Origin of the sequence: Methylobacterium aquaticum (assembly GCF_001043915.1) — a bacterium.
Taxonomy (GTDB): domain Bacteria; phylum Pseudomonadota; class Alphaproteobacteria; order Rhizobiales; family Beijerinckiaceae; genus Methylobacterium; species Methylobacterium aquaticum.
Genome location: NZ_LABX01000485.1, coordinates 1 through 587, shown reverse-complemented (window position 1 = coordinate 587; position 587 = coordinate 1). Strand labels below are relative to the sequence as shown.

Genomic DNA, 587 nt, shown 5'->3' with positions numbered 1-587 from the left:
AGGTGCCCGAACCGGCGCCGGTTGTCGCCCCGCCCGCGCCGGAGCCGCAGGCGAACTTCCGCTGGCCGGCCCGCGGCCGGGTGATCTCCGGCTACGATTCGAAGTCCAACGAGGGCATCAACATCGCGGTGCCAGAGGGGACGCCGGTGAAGGCGGCGGAGGAGGGGACCGTGGCCTATGCCGGCAGCGACGTGAAGGGTTACGGCAAGCTGGTCCTGGTGCGCCACGCCAACGGCTACGTCTCGGCCTACGCCCATAACGGCGAGATCGACGTGCGGCCCGGCGAGAAGGTGAAACGCGGCCAGGTCATCGCCAAGTCCGGCGCGTCCGGCAACGTCACGTCGCCGCAGCTCCACTTCGAGATCCGCAAGGGGGCGGTTCCGGTCGATCCGGTGCCGCATCTGGCGAGCAACTGACGCCCGATCGGGCGAGACGGGAGGCGGGGCGCGCGGGCGTCCCGCTTTTTGCGTCGGGCCTGCCGAGGACGCAGCCCGACGCGACTGACAGTGCCCAAGCTCAGTCCTGAGCCGCGGCCGTCTCGACACCCCCTCGTCGTTCCGGTCTCCGCGGCACGGCCCCGGAATGAC

General features: G+C 71.2%; 1 protein-coding gene. It reads left to right on the top strand.

Annotated elements, in window-relative coordinates; genetic code table 11:
* Nucleotides 1-416 (top strand): murein hydrolase activator EnvC family protein (locus tag VP06_RS33380; protein ID WP_156295897.1); only part of this gene is annotated, 416 nt, incomplete at its 5' end.
* Nucleotides 417-587 lie beyond the last annotated feature (171 nt).